Genomic DNA, 24,216 nt, shown 5'->3' with positions numbered 1-24,216 from the left:
GCTGACGCGGCGTAGGCGGACGGAGTGGCGGAGATGGCCGAAGGTGCGCGGCGGTGGCGGATGCCGATGGTGGCGCGGGATCGGGACGAGGAGCATCGGGCGGCGACTCCTCTGGAGCTGCTGTTCGACCTCTGCTTCGTGGTCGCGGTCGCCCAGGCCGCGGTCAGTCTCCATCACGCGCTGGCCGAGAACCATGCCGCGGAAGGCGTTCTCGCCTATGCCATGGTGTTCTTCGCCATCTTCTGGGCGTGGATGAACTTCACCTGGTTCGCCTCCGCGTACGACACCGACGACGTCCCCTACCGCATCCTCACCCTCGTGCAGATCGCCGGCGTCCTCGTCCTCGCGGCCGGCGTGCCCGCCACCTTCGAGCACCACAACTACTTGCTCGTCACCATCGGGTACGCGATCATGCGCACCGCCATGATCGCCCAGTGGGTGCGCGCCGCGATCGAGCATCCGGAGGGCCGGCAGACCGCGCTCCGGTACGCCATCGGCATCGGGATCGTCCAAGTGGGCTGGCTGGTTCGGCTCGCGTTGCCCGAATCCATCGGCATAGCTGGTTTCGCCATTCTTGTCGTCCTCGAGCTGCTGGTACCCGTCTGGGCCGAACGAACAGGCGGAAGAACCACGTCCTGGCACCCGGCGCACATCGCCGAACGCTATGGACTGTTCACGATCATCGTGCTGGGTGAGGTCGTTCTCGCCAGCACCATCGCCATCCAGACGGCCGGCACCGACCACGGCGTCTCGTCGTCGTTGCTGATCCTCGCGGGCGGCGGCCTGCTCCTGATCTTCAGCATGTGGTGGGCGTACTTCAAACGCCCGGCCATCGGTGGCCTGCGGCTGTCGGATGGCTCGGCGTTCATCTGGGGGTACGGGCACTACGCGATCTTCGCCGCCGGTGCGGCCCTCGGTGCTGGCATCGAGGTCGCCGCGGAGACCATCGAGCACGCCGTACCGGTGACCGACACCGCGGCGGCGTTCGCTGTCGCCGTTCCGGTCGCGGTGTTCCTCGTCGTGACCGGTTTGCTGCAGACGCGAATGTCGTCGGATCGCCCTGTCCTGTTGAGGTTCTGCGTCACGGCAGTGCTCGTCCTCGCTGCCGCCGCCGTGCCCATGTCGCTGGCGGTCGCCGTTCTGGTCATGGGCATCTTGACGACGGTGTTGATCAGCATCGACGTCATCCAGGCGCACCAGACGCTGCGGCGCGCTAACGCATCGTCGGCCTAGCCTGGGCGAACGTCCACCGGTACCCCTCGCGGTCCTCGGCGACGTACGTACGCGAACCGTGCGAACGGATCTTCGACACGACCCGAGCCCCGCGCGAGACGGCGTGCGCGTAGTGCGCCTCGAGGTCGTCGACGTACACCCACGGCATCGCGACGATCGGCATGTCAACCGGACGTTGCCCCTTGATCGGCAGCAACACCACGCTGCTGTCGCCGATGTGGAACTCGGTCCAGCCGAACGTGTCGTCCTCCGCCGGCGGCTGGTCGACGTCCCACGAACCGAGCTGGAACACGTCCATCAACCAGCGCGCGGTGGCCTTCGGATCCTCGTAGTACAAGACGATCGCGAGCCGTCCGACCTCGCGCGGTCGCCGCGGCGCCTCGTCGCGGCGACGGGTCCACGCCCCGTACGCCTGGGCCTTCCCGACCCAGCCGAAGCCGCCCTTGCGCGGATCAGCGCCGGGCAGCAGGAACTGCGTGACCTGGACGCGGGTGCCGGTCGCGGTCTTCTCGAACCGGACGTCGGTCTCGGTCTCCTGCATCGTGCCGCGCAGAACGAGCCGGCGGCCGGGCTCCCAGATCGTGATCTCGGCCGTGACGAGCACGTCGCCGGCAGCCTCGTCGTAGACCTCGACCACACGGCCGCCGACGCCGGGTTCGATGCGGAGCTCGGTGAGCCGCGAGGCGTCGTGGAAGTTGATCGGACCGCGTACCCACCACAGGTCGATCTCGCCGGTGAAGACGTCGAACGCGGTCTGCGGATCGACACCGACCTCGACGATGGCGGTCGCGGAGTTCTCGGTCACTTCTTGGCTCGGCGTTCGACGTGGCGCTTGAACGAGCCGAGCTGCTCGTTCCAGTGCGCCTGGACTTGGTCGAGCCAGGCCTGGACGGCTTCGACGGGCTGCGGGTTGAGATGGAACACCCGGTGGCGCGCGTCCGCCTCGACGCGCTCGTCGGTGACCAGGCCGGCATTGAGCAGGACCCGGAGGTGCCTGCTCATCGCTGGCGCGGTGGTGCCGGTCGCCTCGGCCAGCTGGCCAGCGCGGTACGGGCGCTCGCCCAGCAGCTGCACGACCCGCCGCCGGGTGGGGTCGGCGAGAGCGGCGAACGCCGTGTCGACCTGCTCCTCGGTCATGCAGGGGATAGTTGCACGCCGCGTTAATAGTTCGCAACCCAGCCCACGCCCCCCGACCCCGCGCCGTGATCATGTACGTGATCATGAAGCCAAACTGGCGCATAGAGCGGCTCAGCCTTCATGATCACGTACATGATCACCGGGTCTAGGCGGCGGCGGAGAGGCGGCGCACCACGTCTTCGTCCAGTTCGACGCCCAGGCCGGGGGCGTCCAGCGCGCGCATGCGGCCCTCAGAGACGAGCACCGGCTCCTTCCAGATCGGGTACTCGTCGCGCAGCGGGTGCGGCTCGATGTTGTACTCCTGCGGATACACGCAGCCCGGCGTAGAGATCCACAGGTGCAGGTGGGCGAGCGTCCCGATCGTGGGCTGGGTGTTGTGCACCGTGATCGGCTTGTTGAACGTCGATGCCAGTGCGGCGATGCGGCGGAACTCGGTGATGCCGCCGCACTTGATCACGTCCGGCTGCAGGATGTCCACCTGCCCCCGCAAGATGAGATCGCGGAACTGCCAGCGCGTGTACTCTTGCTCCCCAGCCGCGATCGGAATGTCCACCGCGGCCGCCAGAGCCGCATACCCGTCGTAGTCGTGCGCCGCCAGCGGCTCCTCGAAGTGGAACACCCCATACGACTCCAGCTGCCGCGCGATCTTCACCGCCGTGTGCGGGAAGTACGCGTTGTTCACATCGACGAGGATGTCGAAGGAATCCCCCACAGCAGCACGCATCTCGCGCACGGTGTCCAACGTCTGGTCGAAGCCAGAGTCGTACATCCACGGCGTCGCCGAGTGGATCTTGTACGCCCGATACCCCTGCTCAGCAAAGGAAACCGCCCGCTTCGCCTCCTCCACCGGTGTCATCCCACGCTGCATCGAGCTTGCGTACACCTCCGGCGCCTCCCGGAAGACCCCACCCAGCAGCGCATACAGCGGCAGTCCCGCGACCTTGCCGGCCAGGTCCCACAGCGCGATGTCCACACCTGCGATCGCTTCGAGCTGCGCGCCCATCGGCCCCAACTTGTAAGGTCCGTGGTACATCCGATGCCACAACCGCTCGATGTCCGCCGGGTTCTCTCCCACCAGCAAAGGAGAAAGCGCCTTCGTCACCAGCGCGTCCGTCACCGCGACGTTCATCGGGCTCACTTCGCCCACACCGGTGACACCCTCGTCGGTGTGGATACGTACGAGTTGGTACTTGCCCAGCAAGACGATCGACTCGACCTGCGTAATCTGCATCCTCAGTCCTCTCAGGAACCGCTCGCCAAAGCGGCCTCGACACGTTCCTTCACCTCGCCGAGCGCGTCCGCCGCGGACTTCTGCCCGGTATAGATGAGATCCAGCTGCGGCCGGTAGATCGCCCGCGCCTGTTGAATGTTCCGGCTGAAGTTCTCGTTCACGCCGTTCTCCGTCGCCGCGACCACCAACCCCTGATGTGCCGGCGACTCGCCCGACGGCTTCTCGAAGACCTCGGCGGCCGAACGGTTCGCCGGGATCAGGTCGCCCTTCGCCAACGTGGCGGCGCCCTCCGCCGACGTGAAGTACTTGAGCAGCTCCCACCCGCGATCGGGATTCTTCGCCTTGGCCGGGATCGCCCACACCGTCAGCGTGCTGATCGTCTTGTGCGTCAGCCGCCCCGGCACCGGCGCGATGTCCCAGGTGAACTTGGCGTTCTGCCGGATGTACGCCGCCGACCCGAAGTTCCGCGTCATCATCGCGAGCTTGCCCGTCGTGAACAGGTTCAGCGCGAAGTTCGGGTTGCCCTCGCCGCCCTGGATCGTCGACCACGGCGGCTGCACCTTGTGCTTCAGCGACAGGTCGGCGATCCACTGGATGCCCTCGACGCTGCCAGGATCGGCCAACGTGAAGCGCTTCCCGTCCTTGGAGTAGATCCCGTCGGTCCCGTTGTTCACCGTGAAGACCGTCTCCGACGAGGTGTCGTCGAACGTGAGAACGCCGAACCGCTCATCGGGAATCGTCAGCTTCTGCGCCGCGGCGAGGAAGTCCTCCCACTTCCAGCCCTCGTCCGTCCACGTCGTCGGCGGCAGCGGGACGCCCGCCTCCTTGAACGCGTCGACGTTGTAGAACACCATGTTGGGTTGGGTTCCCGCCGCCCACGCGGTGTGCTTGCCGTCCTGCTGCACCGGGAAGTTGAACGGGTGGTCGAAGAACGACTCCGGCTTCAGCCCGTCCTTCTCGATGTACGGGTTGAGATCGAGCAACGTGTTCTGTTGGGAGTAGCCGAGCACGAAGTCGTCGTTGATCCGGATCACGTCCGGCACCGAGCCCGACGACATGATCGTGAGCAGCTTGGTGTCGTAGTCCGAAGCCGGCGCGGGCTGCACCTTCAGCGTGGTGTCGCCCGACTTCTGGAAGTCGTCGAGAACGGTCGCCAACGGCGAGCCCTGCTCGATCGGATCCCAGTTGAGGAACGTCAGTTCGTTGCTCGCCGTCTTCCCACCGCTGCCACCGGAGGAGCAGGACGCGAGGCCAAGCCCGGCAGCCGCCGCCACCGAGGCGCGGAGGAGGTCTCGTCGGTTCAGCATAAGAAGCTCCTAGCCTCTGATGCCGGTCATCGTCACACCCTGGACGAAGTACTTCTGTGCCACGACGAACAGCACCAGGGGAGGGATGACCGAGATGGTGGCCGAGGCCATCATCAGGTTGGTCTGGGTGAAGTACTCGCCTTGGAACAAGGCCAGCGCGAGCGGCAACGTCTGCAGCTCTTGGGAGTTGACGAAGATCAACGGGCCGAACAGGTCGTTCCAGGAGTCCATGAACGTCATCACCCCGACCGCTGCCAAGGCGGGCTTGACGTTCGGGAGCATGATCCGCCAGTAGATCGTGAACGCGTTCGCGCCGTCGATCTTGGCGGCCTCCTCGAGCTCGCGCGGGATCGACATGAACGCCTGCCGCAGCAGGAACGTGCCGAACACCGGCGTGAGAACGCGCGGGATCCACAACGGATAGTGGGTGTCGATCCAGCCGATCTCTCGGTAGAGGATGTACTGCGGGATCAGGTAGATGATGCCGGGGATCATCGCGGTCGCGAGCAAGGAGGCGAACGCGATGTTCTTGCCGCGGAACGGCAGCCGCGCGAAGCCGTAGCCCGCGAGCGACGCGAACAGCAACAGGAAGACCACGTTGAGGAACGCGAGCTTCGAGCTGTTCCAGAAGAACGGCAGCACCGTGTGGAACGCCTCGACGTAGTTCGACCACAGCGGAGTCGAGGGGATGAACGTCGGCGGCAGCGACATCACTTCGTTCTCGGGCTTCAACGAAGCGCTGACCATCCAGATCAGCGGAACGGCGAACGCGATCGCCAGCACTGCGAGAACGACGTACAGCAAGGCCGCACGACCCACGCGACGGAGCCGACGCGACCGCCGGGAACGCACGTCGATGCGATTCGACGCGTGGGACCTGGCGCCGCGGGCCAGTGTGCTCGTCGACATGGCCGTCTACTCGCCGTAGAAGACCCAGCGCTTCTCCAACCGCCATTGGAGAAACGTCACGAGTCCGACGATGACGAACAGGATCCAGCCCATGGCGGCCGCGTAGCCGAGTCGTCCGAACGAGAACGCGCTTTGGTAGACCTGGTAGATGTACACGTTCGTCGCGTTCGCCGGCCCGCCGTGGGTCATCACGAAGATGATCCCGAAGATCTGGAACGACGTGATGAATTGCATGATGGTCAGGAAGAACAGGCTGGGTGTGAGCAACGGCAGCGTCACGCGCCAGAACCGCGACCACGCCGAGGCGCCGTCGATGCGCGCCGCCTCGTGCAGCGAGTCCGGGATCGACTGCAGGCCGGCCAGCAGGATCAGCATCGGGTAGCCGACGCCCTGCCACACCGCGACGATGATCACCGCGATCATCGCCCAGCTGTTGCTGGTCAGCCAGGTCGGGCCCTCGATGTTGGCCTGCGCGAGGAAGCCGTTGATCAGCCCGTTCTCCGGCTGATAGAGCCAGAACCAGACGAACCCGACTGCCACCGAGTTCGTCACGACCGGCGCGAAGAACGCCGCCTTGAAGATGCCGATGCCGGGCAGTTTCTCGTTACCCAGCAGGGCGAGGACGAGTCCGAAGCCAACACTCAGCACCACGCTGCCGAGCGTGAAGACCGCCGTGTTCCGCAACGTGAGGTAGAACAGCGGATCCTTGGTGAACAACTCGAGGTAGTTGGCGATGCCGGCGAACCGCGGAGCGCTCAGGCCGCTCCAGTCGGTGAGGGACGCGTACACAGACACGACCACGGGGACGAACTGGAACGCGACGACGCCGGCGATCACCGGCCCGATGAAGAGCCAACCGACGACCGTTCGTCGACTGGCAACCTGAGCTGCCATACCACCATCCGCCCCGTGAGCGCGCCGCAGCGTTCACATATGTGAGTGGCTTTCGTGGAGGTGAGTGATTCTCAATCTAGGTACGTCACCAGGGGCGGTCAAGCAAACCTCGGATACGTGACCGGTTTCGCCCACCGAGAGGCGCGCTCCGCACAGCGAGAGCGACCGGAGCGCTCAGTCCAGGTCCTGCAGGAAGCCCTGCGGTGTGACTGGCCATGGCAGCGAGAGTCGCTCGGACAGCATCGTCTGGCCGCGGCGCAACATGATCGCGAGTTCGGCCACCCGGGCCGGCTTGAGCCGGGCGGTCGGGACGGCGAACGAGATCGCGTCCCGCGGCGGTGAACGGTCGGGTACGTGCACCGCGACGCAGCCGAGGCCCTCGTCGCTCTCCTCGGTCTCGGTCGCGTACCCGAGCTTGCGCGCCTTGGCCAGGTCGGTGAGCAGCGCGCCGACCGACGTCTTGGTCCGCGCGGTCAGCGCGGACAGCTCGGTGCCGAGCACCGAGCGGACGGCGTCGTCGGTGTAGCCGGCGAGGATCGCCTTACCCAGAGCCGCAGCGTGGGCAGGGATCCGCTTGCCGATCGCGGAGTAGATCCGCAACGAGTGCCGCGACTCACGTTTGGCCAGGTAGACGACGTGCGCGCCCTCGAGCCGGCCGTAGTGCACGGTCTCGCCGGTCTCGTCGCTCAGCCAGTCGAGCACGGGCTCGGCACGCGACACGATGTCGTCCGCCCGCGCGTACGCCGACCCGACCCGCAGCGCCTCGACGCCGATGCCGAACCGCGTCCCGGTCTCGTCGACCTCCAGCCAGCCGCGCCGCTGCATCGTGCGCAGGATCGCGTGCAGGCTGCTCACCGGGATCCCGAGCTCGCGCCCGAGGTCGGACAGGCCGCGCCGGGCCGGACTCGCCGCCAGCACCTCGAGGATCGTGAGGACGCGGTCGGCGGACTTCACCGGTCGGTAGCCGTCGTCGGTGAGCTCCTGAACCATCGCGCCCTCCCCTCGGTGTCTGCTGGGCGGTGTCCGCTTCCAGCCCTTGTCGGTCCACTCCGGCACGCCTACGCTGACAAGCGGTTCGCGTATGCGCAAGTCAATCACATATGTGAAGGACTGAGGATGAGCAACGCACAGCTGCAGGGCCTGATCGTGCCGATCGTCCTCCCGATGCGTACCGACGGCCAGCCGGCGCTCGACGAGCTCGCCGCTCTTTGTGACCGGTTCTTCGCCGCGGGCGTGGCCGGGATCTGGGTGAACGGGTCCACCGGCGAGCTGCACGACCTGTCCCCGCCGGAGCGCGCCGCCGTGGTCGAGGCGGTGGCCCTCGCCGCGGACGGTCGCGGTGTCGTCATCGCGCATGTGGGTGACACGTCAACCAAACTCGCGTGTGCACAGGCCGAAGCTGCTGCTGTCGCGGGGGCGACGCATGTCGCCGCGGTCGCGCCCTACTACGCGTCGTTCGCCCCGGCGGAGATCGCCTCCTACTACGAAGCCATCGCCGCGGCGACCGATCGCCCGCTGCTGTTGTACAACCTCCCACAGCTTGTCAAGGTCACGTTGACGCACGAGACCGTGCTGCGGTTGGCAAGCAGGGGAGCGGCAGTTGGGCTCAAGGACACAGCCGGCGACTTCTCCTGGTACCGCGGCCTGCTGCACCGGCTGCGGATGGAGGACCTCCCGTTCCGCTGCCTCATGGGTGTCGAGTCGCTAATCGACGTGAGCATCGTGGCGGGCGGCGACGGTGCCGTGTGTACGTTGGCGAACCTGGCGCCGCGTACGTTCGTCGACCTGGTTGAAGCGGCCAAGGCGGGCGATCTCGCGCTGAGCCGGCAGCACCAGGCGGACGTCGTGTCGCTCGTCCAGTCCCTCGCGCTGCCAGGACGCGCCGAGTGGATCGGCTCGATCGCCGCGCTCAAGTGGGTGATGCACGAGCTCGGCCTGCTTGCCGCACCGACCGCCGCCGCACCCGTCGCGCCACTCACGATCGCGGAGCAGCAGCAGCTCGCCGCAGTCGCCCTACCGCTCGCCGCCCGACTGATCCGGGAGCCCGTCCATGAGCGCTGACGTCCTGCCCTGGTACCGCCGCACGCTGCGCTGGGGCCAGACGAACCTCACCGAGGTCGACCCGACGCGCTACGACTCCGCGTTCTGGCGCGCGCACTGGCGAAAGACTCGCGTCCAAGGCGTGATCGTCAACGCTGGCGGGATCGTCGCCTACTACCCGAGCGCGAACCCACTCCACCACCGTGCCACCGGGCTCGGCGATCGCGACCTGTACGGCGACGTCGTCCGCGACGCGCGCGAGGAAGGGCTCACGGTCGTCGCCCGGATGGACTCCAACCGCGCGACCGAGGACTTCTACCGCGCGCACCCCGACTGGTTCGCGCACGACGCCGACGGACATCCCTACCGCGCCGGCGAACGGTACGTCGCCTGCGTCAACAGCCCGTACTACGACGAGTACCTGCTGGAGATCCTCCGCGAGATCGTCGAACGCAGCCACCCCGACGGGTTCGCCGACAACAGCTGGACCGGCCTCGGCGCGGCGCAGATCTGCTACTGCGCGAACTGCGCCAGCTCGTTCGGTGACCTGCCGCGCGCCGTCGACTACGACGACCCCACATACCGCGCCTGGCTGCGCTGGAACGAGCAGCGCCGTACCGAGGTCTGGCGGCAGAACAATGTCGTCACCACCGAGGCCGGCGGACCACACTGCCTGTGGGTCGGCATGATCAGCGGCGACCAGGCCGCGATGGCTGGTCGCTTCGTCAATGTACGCGAGATCGCCAAGCAGGCAAGGATCTTCTTCGTCGACCACCAGCGGCGCAACGACCGTGACGGGTTCGCGCACAACGCCGACGTCGGCGCGCGGCTGCACGGTCTGGTCGGCTGGGACGTGCTGCTGCCGGAGAGCATGGCGATGTACAGCGGCGGCCACGGCTACTTCCGCGCGACCAGCATGCCCGTCGCGGAGGTGGTCACGTGGGCCGCGTCCGGGTTCGCTGGCGGCATCCAGCCCTGGTGGCATCACATCAGCGCGTTCCACGAGGACCGCCGGCAGTACGCGACTGCCGAGCCGATCTTCCGCTGGCATGAGAAGAACGAGCGCTACCTCGTCGACCGGACTCCGTTGGCGCAGGTCGGCGTCGTATGGTCGGAGCAGAACGTGCGCTTCCACGGTCGTGCGGACGCCGACAACCTCGGGGTCGCGCCCTATCGCGGCGTCGTGGCCGCCCTCCAGCGAGCACGAATCCCTTACCTGCCGGTACATGTCGACGATCTACGGACGGCCGACGTACGGACGATCGTGCTGCCCGACCTCGCCATGCTGAGCGACGAGCAGTGCGCCACGATCGGCGCGCTCGTCGACCGTGGGGTCTCGGTCGTGGCGACCGGCTCGACGAGCTTGAAGGACGAGGACGGCCAGCCGCGCGAGGACTTCGGGCTCGACGACGTCCTGGGCGTCTCGCTCGCCGGCGAGGCGACGGGAAGTGCCGCTCCGTTGGTGTTCCGCATCGACGACTACAGCCGGCACGACTATCTGCGGTTCCAGCCGGGCACGACCTTGGGATTCGATGACACCGCCATCCTGCCGTTGGGTGGGCGGCTCGAGCGGGTCGCCGTACGCGACGCCGAGATCGTCGCGACGTACGTCGAACCGTTCCCCGCGTACCCGCCGGAGCTGGCGTGGTTGCGTCCCGAGCCGACCTCGATCCCGGTGCTGACGACCCGGACCGCGAGCAGCGGCGCGCGGATCGCGTACTCGGCGGCGGACCTCGACCGTACGGCCGGGCGAGACGCGCGAGCCGATCACCTGCGGCTGCTGGGGGAGCTGGTCCGGTGGACGGTCGACGCGCCCGCCCTGCTCGAGGTGGACGGCGAGGGTCGGCTCGACTGTCGGTTGTATGCCCAGGCAGAGGGGCTCGTCCTGAACCTGGTGAGCGTCGGCAGCTACGACCCGATCCCGGGTACGCACGACGAGCTGGTGCCGGTCGGCCCGTTCGATGTACGGATCCGCCACGAGCAGCTGACCGCGGGATCGACCGTCCGTGCACTGGTCAGCGAGCAGGACCTCCCGGCCGAGATCGTGAACGGAGCGCTGACCGTCACGGTGCCGAAGATCATCGGGCACGAGGTGCTGGCGGTCGCGACGGCCTGATGTGGACACGGTTCCAGGTCCGTGGCTCGCGAGCGGCAGAATGACAGTCGTTCAACAGAAGCGACGAGAGGGAGCATCGTGTCCGAGCTGTGGAGCAACCTGAGCTGCGGGGCGCTCGGCCTGAAGGTGGAGTTCGACGAAGCGGTCGAGCTGGCGGCGGAGTTCGGGTTCGCCGCCGTCGAGGCCGACCTCGGGTACCTCGCTGGCCTGCCGCAGGACCAGCTCGCCACCGCCGGCAAGCGGCTGGGGGAGCGCGGCCTGCGCTGGGGCCCGGCCGGCCTTCCCGTCGACCTGACCGCGGACGCCGCGAGGTTCGCCAGCCAGCTGGCCGAGCTGCCCGGCAAGGTCGCGATCCTGCAGGCGGCGGGCGTCGACCGGACGGGCACGTGGATCCGGCCGATGCACAACGAGCTCACGTACCGGCGCAACTTCGCCCGCTACACCGAGCGGATCGCGCTCGTCGACGAGATCCTGCGCGGCGGCAACCTGCGGTTCGGGCTGGAGTACGTCGGGCCGAAGACGTTCTGGTCGACCGAGCTCTACCCGTTCGTGCACACGCTGCGCGAGACCCGCGAGCTGATCGCCGCCACCGGTAGCAAGAACGTCGGCATCGTGCTCGACACGTACCACTGGTACACCTCCGCCGAGACGCCCGACGACCTGCGCTCGCTGCGCGCCGACGAGGTCGTGGCGGTCGACGTGAACGACGCGCATGCCGATCGCGAGCGCGACGAGCAGATGGACCTCGACCGCTGCCTGCCTGGCACGACCGGCACGATCGACGTCGCCGGTTTCCTCGGCGCGTTGCGCGATATCGGCTACGACGGCCCGGTGAAGGTCGAGCCGTTCAGCAAGGAGCTCAAGGGACTTCCGGCTCGGGAGGTCGTCGAGAAGACTGCCGCTTCGCTGAAGGCCGTCCTCTAGGGGACTGTCCATGGTCGTGGGCTCGGATCGACGGGCTGGAACGCGACCCCGTACGCGAGGCGCTGTGGGTGACGCGCGCCACGCTGCAGGTCGTGTCGGCACGGGAGTTGGGCTTGTGGTGTGCCAGCACGCGACTGGATCGGAACGTGCTCAACCACTTCGGCTTAGCGGACGAAACCGAGCTCCGCGCTCTTGTAGGGCTGATCGGAACGGCTCTCGACGGTGCCCAGCTCACCCGCACAGAGCTGGCGTCGTTCACCGGGCACCTCTGCTTCGCGCCGAGCGATGGCCAGCTCGTGCGGTTCACCAACCCTGCGAGCGTCGCCAGGTCGGCGCCGAGGCCGAAGGCCTGGCCGCGTTCCTCGGCGGCGCCCTCGAGCTGCGGTGCGCCTAGGACCTGGTGCGTCACTCGTCGATGCCGGCTGGCGGCGAGCCGTTGGGCACCGGATCGCTTTGCCTGGCGAGTGGGTGCTTTACGCGGGGTGTATTCCACGTAGAGCGGCAAATGATCATGTAAACATGATCATTTGCGGCCACCCGGGACGAGTCGGAGCCGAGGGAGAGCCATCGAGGAGTACCTCGGTGCAGCCGGCCGGTCGGCCATGCCGAGATGCCACTCCGTCGCATCAGCTCTTTCGTACCAGGCGCTAGACAGGTTCGAACGTCGCGGTGAAGTGGCGCAGTCGCTTGGGCTGCGTCACCATTCGCAGGCCGCCGATCTCCTCGGCGTGCTTGGCCACGTGGGTGACGACCTCGATCGTGTAGTCGATGTGGCTCTGCGTGTACGTACGACGCGGAATCGCCAACCGCACAAGGTCCATCGGCGCGGGACGTTCGACCCCGTCCGTGCCCATGCCGAACATCACGGTGCCGATCTCGCAGGACCGCACGCCGCCCTCGACGTAGAGCGCGCAGGCCAGCGCGTGCCCCGGGTACTGCAGCGGCGGCAGGTGCGGCAGTAGCTCGCGGGCGTCGATGAAGATCGCGTGGCCGCCGAACGGCACGACGACGGGGACGCCGGCCTTCTCCAGCGCTTCGCCGAGGTACGACGTCGACCGGATCCGGTAGCGCAGGTAGTCCTCGTCGACAGCCTCGCGCAACCCGACCGCGATCGCGTCGAGGTCGCGGCCGGCGAGCCCGCCGTACGTCGGGAAACCCTCGGTGAGGATCCCCATCGTCCGGCACTCCTCGGCCAGCGCGTCGTCGTTCATCGCCAGCCAGCCGCCGATGTTGCCCAGCGGGTCCTTCTTCGCCGACATCGTCATCCCGTCGGCCAGCGCCGCCAGCTCCCGGACGATGTCGGCGACCGGTTTGTCGGCATAGCCCTCTTCGCGCGTCTTGATGAACCACGCGTTCTCCGCGAATCGGCAGGCATCGAGGAACAACGGCTTGCCGTACTTGTCGCACACCTCGCGTGTGGCGCGCAGGTTGGCGAGGGAGACCGGCTGGCCGCCCCCGGAGTTGTTCGTGATCGTCACCATCACCAACGGGACGTCAGGCGCTCGCGAGGCGAGCAGCTGGTCGAGCGCCGCCACGTCGAGATTCCCCTTGAACGGATGGCGATTCCGCGGCTCGTGCCCCTCCGGGATCACCAGATCGACGGCCTCGGCGCCGCTGAACTCCACGTTCGCCCGCGTCGTGTCGAAGTGGGTGTTGTTCGGCACGACCTTGCCCGGCCCGCCGACCACGCCGAACAGGATCTTCTCCGCCGCCCGACCCTGGTGGGTCGGCAGCAGGTGTTCGAACGGGAACAGCTCCCGCACCGAGTCGCGGAAGCGGTACCAGGACGGCGCCCCCGCGTACCCCTCGTTGCCGCGCTGGATCGCGGCCCACTGCTCGTTCGACATCGCGCCGGTGCCGGAGTCGGTGAGCAGGTCGATGAGCACGTCGTCGACGTGCAGGCCGAACAGGTTCCGCCCGGCCTCGGCGAGCCGCTCCGCCCGTTCGGAGCGGCTCGTCATCCGCATCGGCTCGACGCTGTGGATCCGGAAGGGCTCGATAATTGTCGAGTACGTGATGTCCCGCATGCCGGGACCCTACGCGGCCGTCTCGACCTTCCGCAACGGGGCGAAGCGGGCACTGAAGTGCCGCAGTCGCTCGGGTTGCTCGACGATCTCGAGCCCCGCGATCTGGTCGCTGTTCCGCGCGACGTACGTGACCACCTCGATGACGTAGTCCAGGTGGTTGTGCGTGTACGTACGCCGCGGAATCGCCAACCGGACAAGGTCCATCGGCGCCGGTCGCTCGACTCCGTCGGCGCCCATGCCGAACATCACGGTGCCGATCTCGCAGGAACGGATGCCGCCCTCGACGTACAGCGCGCAGGCCAGCGCGTGCCCCGGGTACTGCAACGCCGGCAGGTGTGGCAACAGCTCGCGGGCGTCGATGAAGATCGCGTGTCCGCCGAACGGCACGACGACCGGGACACCCGCGCGCTCCAGTCCCTCGCCAAGGTAGGCGGTCGAGGCGATCCGGTAGCGCAGGTAGTCCTCGTCGACGGACTCGCGCAGCCCGACCGCGATCGCGTCGAGGTCGCGACCTGCGAGCCCGCCGTACGTCGGGAACCCCTCGGTCAGGATCGCCAGGTTGCGGCACTCCGAGGCGAGCGCGTCGTCGTTCATCGCGAGCCAGCCGCCGATGTTCGCGAGCGGGTCCTTCTTCGCCGACATCGTCATGCCGTCGGCCAGCGCCGCCATTTCCCGCACGATGTCGGCGACTGCGACGTTCACGTAGCCGGGCTCGCGTGTCTTGATGAACCAGGCGTTCTCGGCGAACCGGCAGGCGTCGAGGAACAACGGCTTGTCGTATTCGTCGCACAGCTCGCGGACCGCGCGCAGGTTGGCGAGCGACACCGGCTGGCCGCCACCGGAGTTGTTCGTGATCGTCACCATCACCAGCGGTACGTCTTCGGCACGTGAAGCTAGCAGCCGCGAGAGGGCCGGGATGTCGACGTTCCCCTTGAACGGATGGCGATTGCGCGGATCGAGGCCTTCCGGGACGACGAGGTCGACCCCTTCGGCACCACTGAACTCGACGTGTGCGCGAGTGGTGTCGAAGTGGGTGTTGTTCGGGATCACCTTGCCCGACCCGCCGACCACGCCGAAGAGGATCTTCTCCGCGGCACGACCCTGGTGGGTCGGGATCACGTGCTTGAACGGGAACAGCTCATGTACCGCGTCGCGGAACCGAAACCACGAAGGCGATCCCGCGTACCCCTCGTTGCCGCGCTGGATCGCGGCCCACTGCTCGTTCGACAGAGCGCCGGTACCGGAGTCGGTCAGCAGGTCGATGAGAACGTCGTCGCCATGCAGCGCGAAGAGGTTCCAACCCGCCTCGTCAAGGCGTGCTTGACGTTCGCTCCGGCTGATCAGTCGTACTGGTTCGATGCTGTGAATCCTGAACGGCTCGATGACCGTATGAAATCTGCTGTCACGCACGTGGATGACCTTCCATCTTGTGCGACCCCCCGACGAAGACCCTAGCCGCCGGGGACCTGCCCACGTATCGGTAGAACCCCTCGCCAACTGCCTATCTTTCGGTGCTGGGCTAGCCTCGACGGATGTCCGCGGATCACGTCCTGCCTGCTGGGGTGCTGGAAGAGGTAGCGGGGCTGTTGAGCACGCACTTCGATCGCGCGGTGATCGTCGTCGCGCAGGAGTACGTGAAGAGCGGGCGCACATCAGTGTTCCGGCTGACTCTCGGCGGGGCGCCGGTGGAGACCGCGATCTGCCGGTACGGCGGGCGCGAGGAGACGTTGTGGAACGAGCTGGCGGGCATGCGCTTCCTCGCCCAGCTCCCTCGTCCGCCGGCGACTGTGCCCACGTTCTACGCCGGCGGTCCCGTCGGCACGGACAAGGCGGTGGTGCTGTCGCGGGACATCGGCACCTCGCCGGACCTCGCCGAGATCCTGCTGCGCGGCACGGCCGAGCAGGCCCGGGCGGGGTTGGAGGGGTGGGTCGACGCGCTGCTCGAGGTGCACCTCGCGACGTTCGGTCACCGGGCCGCGCACGATGCGGTCCGGGCCGAGTACGACCCGCCGCGAAGCTTCACCGAACTGCTCTCCGACGGCGGCTTCGCGCGCCTCGCCGAGGCGTTCGCGAAGCTGGGCATCGGCCCGCTTCCCGCTGGCTTCGCGGAGGCCGTCGCGTGGGTGGATGCGCAGCTGGCGCCGGACGACAGGTGGTGGGCGTTCACGGTCGCGGACTGCTGCCCGGACAACAACCAGGTCGGGCCGGACGGTCGCGTGACGCTGTTCGACCTGGAGTTCGCCGGTTGCCGGCACGCGTTGCTGGACCTGTCGTACGTGCGCACGTTCATGCCCACCTGCTGGTGCCTACGACGGTTGCCTGACGAGCTGTCGTCTCAGCTGGTCGCGCGATACCGCGACCGGCTGCTCGCGGCCCGGCCGGAGCTGGACGAGGATGAGTTCGAAGCCGGATTCGCCGCCAGCCAAGCGTTCTGGGCGATCACGACGGCCGGCTTCCAACTCGAGCGGACGCTCACGGACCCGAAGGCAGGGGAGCGCCTCTACTTCGAGGGGGTCGACTTCGCCGTCGCCGCGCCGGCGGAGGTCGTCCGGCTGCGGATCGCCCATCTCACCAGGCTGGCCGCCGAACGCAAGGAACTCGCCCCGCTCGGCGAGCTGGCAGACCTGATCGCCGGCCAGCTCGAGAAGCGCTGGCCGGCGATCGACCTGTTGCCGCTGTATCCCGCGTTCGACGCCCCTCAGGTCTAGCCGTTGGTCGCCAGTGCCTCGGTGGCCAGCCGGACGAGCTCAGCGCGGACCTCGGCGGGGCCTTCGAGCTCGACGAGCTTGCCCCAGCCGACGAGGAGCTGGGCGATCATCACCGGCGCGGTGGCGGACAGACGGACTCGTACGCGGCCGTCTTCGAGCGTTTCGGCCAGCTCATACTGGCGGCCGAACTGGTCCGCGAGGATCCGCGCGCACCAAGCCTGCGTACGGACGGTCGCCGTGGTCTGCGACCGCTGCCGCTCCACCCAGTCGACGACCCCCTCCCACGCTTCGGCGACGTCGAAGTCCGCGGGCCGTTCGAACGACTCGTCGGTGACCTCGGCCTCGCTGATCCGGTCGACGCGGAACGTGCGCTGGCCGTCGTCGGTGCCGGCGATGAGGTACCAGTGCTCGTCCTTGTCGACGAGTCCCCACGGCTCGACCAGGCGTTCCTGCTCGCTACGTCCATATGCGAGCCGGACCTTGCGGCGGCGGACCACCGCGGTCTGCAGGCGCTGGACGAGCTCGGGGCGCTCGCGGGTGTGCTCGCCCCAGCGGGCGGGGTCGATGACGACCGCGCTGGCGGCCGCCTCGGCGTCGGCGCGGAACGTGTCGGGCAGCGCTCTGACCAGCTTGCGCAGGGCCGACTTGACCTCGGGTGTGATCGCCGCGGCGGGGCCGGCGAGGAGGAACAGCGCCTGCGCCTCGTTCGCGGTGAGCCCGGACAGGTCCGTACGCGCGCCGCCAACCAGCTCCCAGCCGCCGTTGCGTCCGGGCTGCGGGTAGACGGGGATGCCGGCGGTGGACAGCGCCTCGAGGTCGCGCCGGGCGGTCGCGACCGAGACCTCGAGCTCCGTGGCGATCTCGGCCGCGGTGACGCGACCCCGCGACTGCATGAGCAGGAGGGTGGCGACGAGGCGGTCGGCGCGCATGGCGTCCAGTCTGGCAAACAAACCGCTCACGGGCTGCGCACTTTGCGCGCGCGACTACGGTGGACGGGTGCGGATCGCGACCTGGAACGTGAACTCGGTGAAGCAACGCGTGCCACGGCTGCTGCCCTGGCTGGATCAGCGCAAGCCGGACGTCGTGTGCCTGCAGGAGACGAAGCTGACTGACGAGGCGTTCCTCGACCTGCTCGGCTCGGAGCTGTCGTCGCGCGGGTACGAGATCGCGGTGGCGGGGGAGGCGCAGTGGAACGGCGTCGCCCTGCTGTCTCGGGTCGGGCTCTCGGATCCCGCCGTGTCACTCGCCGGTGCGCCGGGCTTTCCGCACGTCGAGGCGCGGGCGGTGTCGGGGACGTGTGGTGGCGTACGGGTGACGTCGGTGTACGTACCGAACGGGCGGGTGCCGGACTCCGATCACTACCACTACAAGCTCGCCTGGCTCGCCGCTCTGCAGGCCGTCGTCTCGTCCGGGCCTTCGGACGCGATGGTGTGTGGGGACATGAACATCGCACCGACCGACGCCGACGTGTTCGACCCTGAGGCGTACGCCACCCAGACCCACGTGACGCCGCCGGAGCGTGCTGCGCTGGCAGCGTTGCAGTCGTCGTTCTCCCTGCATGACGTGGTGCGCGATCGGTGGCCGTCGGAGCGGGTGTTCACGTACTGGGACTACCGGGCGGGCATGTTCCACAAGGACCTGGGCATGCGCATCGACCTCATGCTCGCCACGGCGCCGGTGGCCGCGCGCGTCGCGGCGGCCTGGGTGGACCGGCACGCGCGCAAGGGCACCGGGCCGAGCGACCACGCGCCGGTGATCGTCGACCTGGACGAGGCGCCGGACGGCGACATCGGCCCGATGGTCCCGCCCCCGTCAGCACGCGCCCCGAAGCGCGGCGCGCACAAGCTCCCGCAGGCCTAGCGGGCGACGTACTTCAGGGCGCTGTCCGGGTAGCAGAAGACCATCGGCGCGGTCATATCGTCCTGCGGGTCGTCGAGCATCCAGTCGCTCTGACGCGGGAGACCGAGGACGTTCCAGCGCAGCGGGATGCGGTCGAGCCATTGCGTGCTGCCGTTGCACTCGTACTTCCGGATCTCGACCCACACCGTGATCTGCTCGCCGGACCGCAAGGTCTTGGGGAACGGCAGCCGGTCCCGGCCCGGGTCGACGGGTTGCCCGTCGGCGTTGATGTACGGGCTCCACGTCGCGCCGCGAAGGGGACGGGTGCCGTGCTCGAGGCCTTCGACGACCGGTCCGTCGATGCGGATCGGCACCGGGCCCGCGTTCTCCAGCGCGAACCCCATGACACCGATCGTGCCCTCCTTGCCGGTCACGATCACGTTGGTCTGGTGGAGCCCATCGGTGAGCCAGGCGACGTTCTCGCCTGGTGCGCTCATGTTGCCGGAACGGATCGGCGAGTACAGCAAGGAGAACGTCACCCACGGGACCCCGACCAGCAGGGCCAGCGAGAGGGCGACCCAGACCGCGGTGCGCGCATCCAGTGACTTCTTCGCCGGCGCGGCCGGCGGTGTCATGACAGCGACCATCCCATCCCCCTTTGGGTGAGGTGCACCGCCCTCTCAGACGGAGAGCACGGCCCGATCGGTTCCTACTGGACCTGGTTCACCTCGTCGGCCATCGGGCAGACCTTGATCGGCCGCATCCCGGTGTCCGGCTTCTCCGCGTCGAGCGTGTGCGTGCGTTCCCGGCCGAGCACCGACCAGCGCAGCGGGACTTGCACGATGACGGCTCCGCCCGCTCCGCCATCGGAGTAGACGCATCCCTCCTTGGTTACCTTGATCACCAGGGTGATCTGCTCGCCCGGTGCGAGCGTGACCGGGAACGGGCGCACCTCGTCCGGGTAGCCGCCCATGAGGTTGTCGCGCGGACTCATGTCCGGAGCCCAGCTCAGTTCCCGCCGCGGCGGGAGGTCGTCCTCGAAGTCGTCGCCCAGCAGGCGAATGGTCAGTGGACCGTCGTTGTCGAGCCCGATCAGCACCTCGCTGGTCCCGTTCACCGGTCCGGTCAGAGCGAACCCCTCGCCATTCCAAGGTTGGCCGACGAGCTGCGCTCCGCCGCGACCGCCACCGAAGCCGTTGGGCTGGATCGGCGAATACAGCGACGTGAACGCCACCCAGGTCAGGCCGGCCAGCAGCACCAGGGCCACCGGGATCATCCACCAGCGACCCTGGGTGGGCACCTCTTGGACCGGCGGTGAATCCAGAACTGTCATACCTACCACCCCCCTTGCTCGGGAGTGTAAGGCCGTTGGCCGCATTCGGCCTAGGCCTCAATCGTGGCACGGCGTTCCATATCGACTACATTCCGAGCCATGCGCACCGGGTGGAAGCGCTGGGCTGTCAGCGCGAGCGGAATGGTCAGCATGTTGGTTGTCGGCATTCTGGTCGGCACGTCGATCACGAATTCCCAACCACGACAGGCGAAAGCCGAACCACCGCCGCTCGCGGACGGTGCGGCCGGCGATGCGTCGACCCTGTCCGGCGGGGCCATGTGGTACCCGTGGGCACCAGGGCCGGGCGAGCTCGGCGCCGCTCCGATGGCGTTCTCGATCGACCAGGTCATTCAGGGCAGAACGGTCAAGAAGGTCGTCGCCAGCTGGGGACGCAACGAGGACAGCCCGACCGCGCCGCTCCGCAACACCAGGGCGGTCGCCGAGGAGAACGGCCAGGTCTTCGTCCCGTACGACGCGCTGCCCAGCACGTTCACGATGGTCGCCACCACGCGGCTGCACAACGGCGACGTGCTCGGCGCCAGCTTCGTCCCCACCACCGCGCCGGCGCCGAACCGGATCGGCATCCCGATGGCGAAGTCCACCGATGTCGCGAAGTCCTGGACGACCTGGACCGCGCCGCTCATCGAGAACAAGTGGCGGCTGAACTGGTACCGCGTGCACCGCGACCTGATCGAGCTCGAGGACGGCACGATCCTGCTCGGTGGCTACGGCAACGGCACGATCAACGGCGTCGCCAAGGAGTACAGCCTCGTCTTCGAGTCGACCGACGGCGGCCAGACGTTCCGGCAACGTTCAGCCGTCAACGCTGGTTCGTCATTCAGTACGAACGAGCTCGGCCTGGGCCGCACCTCCGACGGCCGGCTGGTCGCGATGATGCGCGGCTCCGAGCCGGTGGCGCGCCCGCCGGCGATGCCCATGACCCAGTCGTTCTCCGACGACAACGGGCTCACCTGGGAGGCGCCGAAGCCGTACGTCCCGCCCGCCGGCATGCCGAACAACGGCATCATGCCGAAGTTCGTCCTGCAGCCGAACGGCCAACTCCTCATGAGTTATGGCCGTCCCGACAACAACGTCGTGGTCGCCCTCGACGGGACCGGCCGCACCTGGGACAAGGGCGAGAATCTCTACTCCCGGCACCCCGGTGAGGAGCCGACGCGGCGCTGGATGGGCAGCAGCGGCAACATGGATCTCGTTTCGCTGCACAACGGTTCGTCCCTCGCGTTCGGCGACACCTGCCACAACATCTGGATGTGTCGTGAGTACGGGCACGACAACAAGATCTGGACCAGGAAGGTCGAAGCGCTCGGCGCCGGCGTCGGCAAGCTGGACTTGACGACGAAGGTGAAGGCCGGAACGGTCAAGCTCACCGGTGGCGTCGTCGCGGCCGACCCGCGCTTCGCCGAGCAGCGGATCCAGGGTGCGGTCGACGGCAGCTCGGAGTATCGCTCGGCGGCCAGACTCGTCAGCGGGCAAGGGCTGACGGTCGAGCTGGACCACACGTACACGCTCGACAAGATCGGCCTGATGATGGCCAGGGGCGAGAAGAACGGCGCCCGCGTCCAGGTGTCGGAGAACGGCCGTACGTGGAGCCGCGTGCTCGTCAACACCGGTCCGCGCGTCGACTACGCCATGCGGTACCACGAGCTCGAGCCGGTCAAGGCGCGCTACGTACGGATCCTCCCCGGCAACGCCCCGTTGACAGCGGTCACGGAGTTGGAGATCTACGTCAAGGACCTGTTGACGTTCGAGAACGACGCGATCAACGGTGTGCCGCGGACGCTGAAGGACACCCGCTATGCGTTCGTCGCCGACACGATCCTGCCGGGCGTCGACAACTCCGCCACGCACATGGTGCTCGTGGACGCCGACGAGACGGCGAAGGCGCAGGCGACGTTCCCGTCGAACGCCCCGGCGGACACGCAGCGGATCGCGTTCGGTTTCGAGGGCTACGGGTACGGCGCCGGCGCGATCTGGGACATCCTCGGCACGAACGCCGAGGGCCAGGAGGTGCCCGCGTACCGGCTGCACTTCGGCGCGGACTGGGCGAACAACCGCATGATGGTGCGCGTCTGGAACGGCACGACCTGGACCCAGTTCGGCGCGGTCGGCCCGGCCATCGCCAACAAGCTCTGGATGAACGTCGAGATCCAGAGTACGAAGGGCGAGACCACGGTCTCGCTGAACGGGACGCCGATGGGCACGACGACCACCAGGCTCGCCGACGTGCAGAAGTTCACCGGGTTCAAGGCGGAGACCGGTCTGGTGCCGGCCGATGTCGGCAACATGGAGCACGCGTACGACGACGTCTCGATCACGCCGCTCGACTAGGACCTGTGGCGTACGTCGGTGGTGCTGGCGGATGGGCACCGATGCCGCCTTACCTGGCGAGTGGGTGCTCTACGCGGAGTGTATCCCACGTAAAGTGGCCAATGATCATGTAAACATGATCATTGGCCGTCACTGGGGAGTCGCTCGAGAGCCGTCCAAGGAGCACTAGGGCGGCCTGCTCTAGGCTGACCCGCGTCTTTCGGAGCGGGAGGGGACAGGCCGATGGGTGATCTCGAGCGGGCGGTCGCGAACGCCGCGGCGTTGTGGACCGCGCTCGCCGAGTCGCGCGAGCAGGAGCACGTGCGTACGGACAGCTACCTCGTCGTCGAAGGCGGTCGGCGCGGGCGGCGGGTGATGGTGCTGTCGCCCTCGCCTTCTGCCGCCGACGTCGACGAGCTGAAGGCGCAGGCGACCAGGCCGTCGGCTGGCGGGGTGACGTTCGAGGACGCGTACGGCGCGGTCGATCTCAGCGGCCTCGGCCTCGTCAAGCGCCAGTTGGCAGTGATGATCAGGCAGCCGAGTCCATTGCCGGAGCTTCCCACGCCGGTCGTCAAGATCGCCTTGACGGATGACCCAAAGGACCTCCCGACGATCGAGCGGATCGCCGTCGACGCGTTCCCATTGGAGACGTTCCAGCCTTACGGGCAAGGCGAAGCCTTCCCGCGCGCCCTGTTCGAACGGGACGAGATCAACTACTTCGTCGCCACCCGCGAAGACGTACCCGTCGGCATCACCATGACCGTCGAAGCGGGCGGTTCGGCCGGGATCTACTGGGTCACGACGCTGCCCGAGCACCGTTCGCTCGGCATCGGCCGCGCCCTCATGCATGTCGTCCTCGAGCATCACGACGACCGGCCGGCGACGCTGACCGCCGCGACCGCGGCAAGACCGCTGTACGAGTCGCTCGGGTTCGAGACGCTCACGATGTCGTCCTGGTGGTCCGGCGCGCCGTCCTGACCGCCGTGGTGTACGGCGGTCGACGAGCCGGGTAACTATGCTCTCTTGGAATACCCACTTTCGCTGGGCAGCCGAGGGGAGCCATGATGCGCAAAGCCGTGCAGTACGCCGCGTGCGGGCATCGTGGCTGCCTGCGTCCGTCCCACCGCCAGCTGCTGACCGGCGCGACCGTCGTCACGATGGTCCGGACGGTCGGCTCGGTCGGCTTCGGGCTGTACGGCGCTGTCACGTCGTCGTTGACGTTCCTGCTCATCGGGCTCGGCATCTACTGGGTCGGCGACATGGCGGATGGGGCGCTGGCGCGGCTGACGGACACGGAGACGCGCGCGGGTGCGACGTTCGACATCGTGTGCGACCGTTTCTGCGCGGCGACGTTCTATCTCGGCTTCGCCTGGCTGGATCCGTCGATGGTGTTGCCGGTAGGGGTGTTCCTGTTCGAGTTCATGGTCATCGACATGTTCCTGTCGCTGGCGTTCCTGTCCTGGCCGATCGTGAGCCCGGACTACTTCGGCCTGGTGGACCGAACGATCTGGCGGTGGAACTGGTCGAAGCTCGGCAAGGCGCTGAACTCCTCGGCGGTCGCGCTGCTGATGGTGTTCACCCGTTCGGCCTTGCTGTGCACGATTGTGGCGCTGGGCATCCTCGGGCTGAAGCTGTGGTCCCTGTGGCGGTTGAGCAAACTCGGCATCCCGATGCCCAACGGGTGCGCGTCGTCGGCGCGGGCCGCGGTGGCGTAGATGCTGTTCCTGTCGACGTTCCTCTACTGCATCGCCTCGGCGTTGATCCCCGTGGTCAACGCCGAGGCGTACGTGGCGGGCGTCGGCGCGCTGGTGCACGGCGGCCAATGGCAGCTGATCTTCGTCGCCCTCACCGCGGCCGCCGGCCAGATGGTCGGCAAGATCGCGTACTTCCTGCTCGGACGCAGCTCGTTGAACTGGCCGTTCATCAAGAAGAAGCTCGAGTCGCCGCGCTGGAAGGCTTCGTTCGAGAAGTGGCAGGGCCGGCTAGGTGGAAATCGCGTACTGGCGAGCTTCGTGCTGCTCGCGTCGGCGCTGTTCGGCTTTCCCCCGTTCGCGATCCTGTCCGTGTTGGCCGGCCAGATGCGCGTGCCGCTCCCGCTGTTCCTCGTCACCGGGTTCATCGGCCGCTTCGGCCGGTTCGCCGCCATCCTCGGCATCGCCGGCTTCGTCAGCCTCCAGTTCGGAAAGTAGT

The 24,216-nt window shown here is 67.9% G+C and carries 22 protein-coding genes; 10 read left to right on the top strand and 12 right to left on the bottom strand.

Features of this window, described 5'->3' with window-relative positions; all coding sequences use genetic code 11:
- The first annotated feature begins 33 nt into the window (after nucleotides 1-33).
- Complete coding sequence (locus tag JOD67_RS01985) at nucleotides 34-1,233, top strand: low temperature requirement protein A (RefSeq protein ID WP_239553691.1); 1,200 nt, start codon at nucleotides 34-36, stop codon at nucleotides 1,231-1,233.
- Here the strand turns inward: JOD67_RS01985 and JOD67_RS01980 are convergent.
- The 7 genes from JOD67_RS01980 to JOD67_RS01950 form a co-directional block, all read right to left on the bottom strand.
- Nucleotides 1,214-2,038, bottom strand: coding sequence for a VOC family protein (locus JOD67_RS01980; protein ID WP_205114369.1), 825 nt, complete (start codon nucleotides 2,036-2,038; stop codon nucleotides 1,214-1,216). The genes JOD67_RS01985 and JOD67_RS01980 overlap by 20 nt on opposite strands.
- Nucleotides 2,035-2,370 carry an ArsR/SmtB family transcription factor gene (locus JOD67_RS01975; protein WP_205114367.1) on the bottom strand — a complete coding sequence of 112 codons (336 nt, stop codon included), beginning with the start codon at nucleotides 2,368-2,370 and terminating at the stop codon, nucleotides 2,035-2,037. The genes JOD67_RS01980 and JOD67_RS01975 overlap by 4 nt, the downstream gene beginning before the upstream one ends.
- A gap of 145 nt (nucleotides 2,371-2,515) precedes the next feature.
- Entirely contained in the window at nucleotides 2,516-3,601 is a 1,086-nt protein-coding gene (locus JOD67_RS01970; RefSeq protein ID WP_205114365.1) for a mandelate racemase/muconate lactonizing enzyme family protein, read from the bottom strand.
- A gap of 11 nt (nucleotides 3,602-3,612) precedes the next feature.
- The gene (locus JOD67_RS01965; protein ID WP_205114363.1) at nucleotides 3,613-4,908 is read right to left on the bottom strand and encodes an ABC transporter substrate-binding protein; all 1,296 of its coding nucleotides are present in this window, start codon (nucleotides 4,906-4,908) and stop codon (nucleotides 3,613-3,615) included.
- 9 nt (nucleotides 4,909-4,917) lie between these two features.
- Nucleotides 4,918-5,727, bottom strand: a complete 810-nt coding sequence (locus JOD67_RS01960) for a carbohydrate ABC transporter permease (protein WP_307782238.1) — start codon at nucleotides 5,725-5,727, stop codon at nucleotides 4,918-4,920.
- Nucleotides 5,728-5,823: 96 nt separating this feature from the next.
- A complete protein-coding gene (locus JOD67_RS01955) occupies nucleotides 5,824-6,711 on the bottom strand; it encodes a carbohydrate ABC transporter permease (RefSeq protein ID WP_205114358.1) in 888 nt (295 codons plus the stop codon).
- Between the two features lie 174 nt (nucleotides 6,712-6,885).
- The gene (locus JOD67_RS01950) at nucleotides 6,886-7,701 is read right to left on the bottom strand and encodes an IclR family transcriptional regulator (RefSeq protein WP_205114356.1); all 816 of its coding nucleotides are present in this window, start codon (nucleotides 7,699-7,701) and stop codon (nucleotides 6,886-6,888) included.
- Between the two features lie 126 nt (nucleotides 7,702-7,827).
- On the opposite strand from JOD67_RS01950, the gene JOD67_RS01945 reads away from it, so the two are divergent.
- The 3 genes from JOD67_RS01945 to JOD67_RS01935 all read left to right on the top strand — a co-directional run bounded on the left by JOD67_RS01945 (nucleotide 7,828) and on the right by JOD67_RS01935 (nucleotide 11,791).
- The gene (locus tag JOD67_RS01945; protein ID WP_205114354.1) at nucleotides 7,828-8,772 is read left to right on the top strand and encodes a dihydrodipicolinate synthase family protein; all 945 of its coding nucleotides are present in this window, start codon (nucleotides 7,828-7,830) and stop codon (nucleotides 8,770-8,772) included.
- Nucleotides 8,762-10,867: an alpha-amylase family protein gene (locus JOD67_RS01940; protein ID WP_205114352.1), complete on the top strand. Its 2,106-nt coding sequence runs from the start codon at nucleotides 8,762-8,764 to the stop codon at nucleotides 10,865-10,867. The genes JOD67_RS01945 and JOD67_RS01940 overlap by 11 nt, the downstream gene beginning before the upstream one ends.
- Nucleotides 10,868-10,945: 78 nt before the next feature.
- A complete protein-coding gene (locus JOD67_RS01935) occupies nucleotides 10,946-11,791 on the top strand; it encodes a sugar phosphate isomerase/epimerase family protein (protein ID WP_307782237.1) in 846 nt (281 codons plus the stop codon).
- A gap of 647 nt (nucleotides 11,792-12,438) precedes the next feature.
- Here JOD67_RS01935 and JOD67_RS01930 read toward each other — a convergent pair.
- Together JOD67_RS01930 and JOD67_RS01925 are read right to left on the bottom strand one after the other, a co-directional pair.
- Complete coding sequence (locus JOD67_RS01930; RefSeq protein ID WP_205114348.1) at nucleotides 12,439-13,818, bottom strand: tryptophanase; 1,380 nt, start codon at nucleotides 13,816-13,818, stop codon at nucleotides 12,439-12,441.
- Between the two features lie 9 nt (nucleotides 13,819-13,827).
- The gene (locus JOD67_RS01925; RefSeq protein ID WP_307782236.1) at nucleotides 13,828-15,228 is read right to left on the bottom strand and encodes a tryptophanase; all 1,401 of its coding nucleotides are present in this window, start codon (nucleotides 15,226-15,228) and stop codon (nucleotides 13,828-13,830) included.
- A gap of 122 nt (nucleotides 15,229-15,350) precedes the next feature.
- On the opposite strand from JOD67_RS01925, the gene JOD67_RS01920 reads away from it, so the two are divergent.
- Nucleotides 15,351-16,526, top strand: coding sequence for a hypothetical protein (locus JOD67_RS01920; protein WP_239553690.1), 1,176 nt, complete (start codon nucleotides 15,351-15,353; stop codon nucleotides 16,524-16,526).
- Here the strand turns inward: JOD67_RS01920 and JOD67_RS01915 are convergent.
- Entirely contained in the window at nucleotides 16,523-17,455 is a 933-nt protein-coding gene (locus JOD67_RS01915; protein WP_205114342.1) for a helix-turn-helix transcriptional regulator, read from the bottom strand. The genes JOD67_RS01920 and JOD67_RS01915 overlap by 4 nt on opposite strands.
- A gap of 67 nt (nucleotides 17,456-17,522) precedes the next feature.
- Between JOD67_RS01915 and JOD67_RS01910 the strand changes: the two genes are divergently transcribed.
- Complete coding sequence (locus tag JOD67_RS01910; RefSeq protein ID WP_307782235.1) at nucleotides 17,523-18,386, top strand: exodeoxyribonuclease III; 864 nt, start codon at nucleotides 17,523-17,525, stop codon at nucleotides 18,384-18,386.
- On the opposite strand, the gene JOD67_RS01905 is transcribed toward JOD67_RS01910, so the two are convergent.
- Together JOD67_RS01905 and JOD67_RS01900 are read right to left on the bottom strand one after the other, a co-directional pair.
- The gene (locus JOD67_RS01905; protein WP_205114338.1) at nucleotides 18,383-19,012 is read right to left on the bottom strand and encodes a hypothetical protein; all 630 of its coding nucleotides are present in this window, start codon (nucleotides 19,010-19,012) and stop codon (nucleotides 18,383-18,385) included. The two genes, JOD67_RS01910 and JOD67_RS01905, sit on opposite strands and share 4 nt — an antisense overlap.
- A gap of 62 nt (nucleotides 19,013-19,074) precedes the next feature.
- A complete protein-coding gene (locus JOD67_RS01900; protein WP_205114336.1) occupies nucleotides 19,075-19,698 on the bottom strand; it encodes a hypothetical protein in 624 nt (207 codons plus the stop codon).
- Nucleotides 19,699-19,797: 99 nt separating this feature from the next.
- On the opposite strand from JOD67_RS01900, the gene JOD67_RS01895 reads away from it, so the two are divergent.
- From JOD67_RS01895 to JOD67_RS01880, 4 genes are all read left to right on the top strand, one after another.
- Nucleotides 19,798-22,047 carry an exo-alpha-sialidase gene (locus tag JOD67_RS01895; RefSeq protein ID WP_205114334.1) on the top strand — a complete coding sequence of 750 codons (2,250 nt, stop codon included), beginning with the start codon at nucleotides 19,798-19,800 and terminating at the stop codon, nucleotides 22,045-22,047.
- Between the two features lie 222 nt (nucleotides 22,048-22,269).
- Nucleotides 22,270-23,004 (top strand): GNAT family N-acetyltransferase, encoded by a 735-nt coding sequence (locus JOD67_RS01890; RefSeq protein ID WP_205114332.1) that lies wholly within the window; start codon nucleotides 22,270-22,272, stop codon nucleotides 23,002-23,004.
- A gap of 86 nt (nucleotides 23,005-23,090) precedes the next feature.
- Nucleotides 23,091-23,741 carry a CDP-alcohol phosphatidyltransferase family protein gene (locus JOD67_RS01885; protein WP_205114330.1) on the top strand — a complete coding sequence of 217 codons (651 nt, stop codon included), beginning with the start codon at nucleotides 23,091-23,093 and terminating at the stop codon, nucleotides 23,739-23,741.
- A complete protein-coding gene (locus JOD67_RS01880) occupies nucleotides 23,742-24,215 on the top strand; it encodes a VTT domain-containing protein (RefSeq protein ID WP_205114328.1) in 474 nt (157 codons plus the stop codon).
- Nucleotide 24,216 lies beyond the last annotated feature (1 nt).

Origin of the sequence: Tenggerimyces flavus (assembly GCF_016907715.1) — a bacterium.
GTDB lineage: Bacteria > Actinomycetota > Actinomycetes > Propionibacteriales > Actinopolymorphaceae > Tenggerimyces > Tenggerimyces flavus.
Note: the sequence above shows the minus strand (reverse complement) of the source record. Positions and strands in the feature narration are given on the sequence as shown.